Genomic DNA, 1,000 nt, shown 5'->3' with positions numbered 1-1,000 from the left:
GGCCGGGGGCGTGGCTGGGGGTGTGGCCGGGGGTCAGAGCGCCCGGGTCTGCGCCCAGTCGTAGAGCCGGCGGGCGCTGTCCCCGAGGCGGGTGGCGTACAGCGTGCCGGCCGGGCCACCCGCGAGCTCCTCGGAGGTGGTGGTGACGCCGACGAGGGTGCCGGCCCCGGTGGCCGGGTCGAACCGGGTGAAGTGGGGGCCGCCGCTGGCCCCGTGCGACATGTCGCAGGACTCGCCCCACAGGACCGGGGCCTGGGGGCCGGGGCGGGCCGGTCCGGCGCAGTGGATCATGCGCGAACCGGAGTACGTGGCGGCGGGGTTGTTCAGCCGGTCCTTGGGATAGCCGAAGGTGTGGATGAACTCGCCCTCGGCGGGCGGGGTGAACGCGATCCGCTGGGCACCGGTGACATCGGCGACCCGCCGCCCCTCGGTCGAGGGGTTCGCCACCAGGACTCCGGTGTCGAAGCCGGCCACGGCGACGTCGTTCGAGGTCGTCCCGCCCGGATCGGCGTCCCAGCGGGAGGAGGTGGCCATGGCCCTGACGCTGAAACCGCCGAGCGGCTTGGTCCCGTTGCGGTAGCCCGGCACGAAGTAGAGGTTGTGGTTCCAGGTGTCGTCGGTCGCGGGGGCCCCGACGCCCCGCAGGCAGTGCGCCGCCGTGAGGAGGGTGCTGCGGTTGGCGCTGTTGACGACGGTCGCGGTGCAACTGCCGTCGTAGCCGTCGGAGAAGGTGAAGAAGAGCCGCCCGACGCTCCGGTCCACCGCTCCGCCGTGGGTCCACACGGCCCCGGGGTCGGGGGTGTCCGCGGGCAGCGGCCGCGGGTCGTTCGGCGTGTTGTCGTCCTCGGGCACGGGCGTGATCTCGGGGACCAGGGCGCCCGCCAGCTTCATCCGGTCGGGCGTCCAGTAGGCGTCGATCCGGCCGCGTTCCTGCGCGGTCGTGGCGCCGGCGTGCGTCGTGACGGTCTCCCGCTCCGCGGCGAGCGCCGCGTTCGGCGGC

At 74.8% G+C, this 1,000-nt stretch carries 1 protein-coding gene; it reads right to left on the bottom strand.

Annotated features, from left to right (window positions below; all coding sequences use genetic code 11):
- Positions 1-33 precede the first annotated feature (33 nt).
- A partial coding sequence (locus tag ACFU6K_RS39655; protein ID WP_380671626.1) for a trypsin-like serine peptidase occupies positions 34-1,000 on the bottom strand: 967 nt, incomplete at its 5' end.

It is taken from the genome of Kitasatospora sp. NPDC057512 (assembly GCF_042802135.1).
Lineage (GTDB): Bacteria > Actinomycetota > Actinomycetes > Streptomycetales > Streptomycetaceae > Kitasatospora.
Note: the sequence above shows the minus strand (reverse complement) of the source record. Positions and strands in the feature narration are given on the sequence as shown.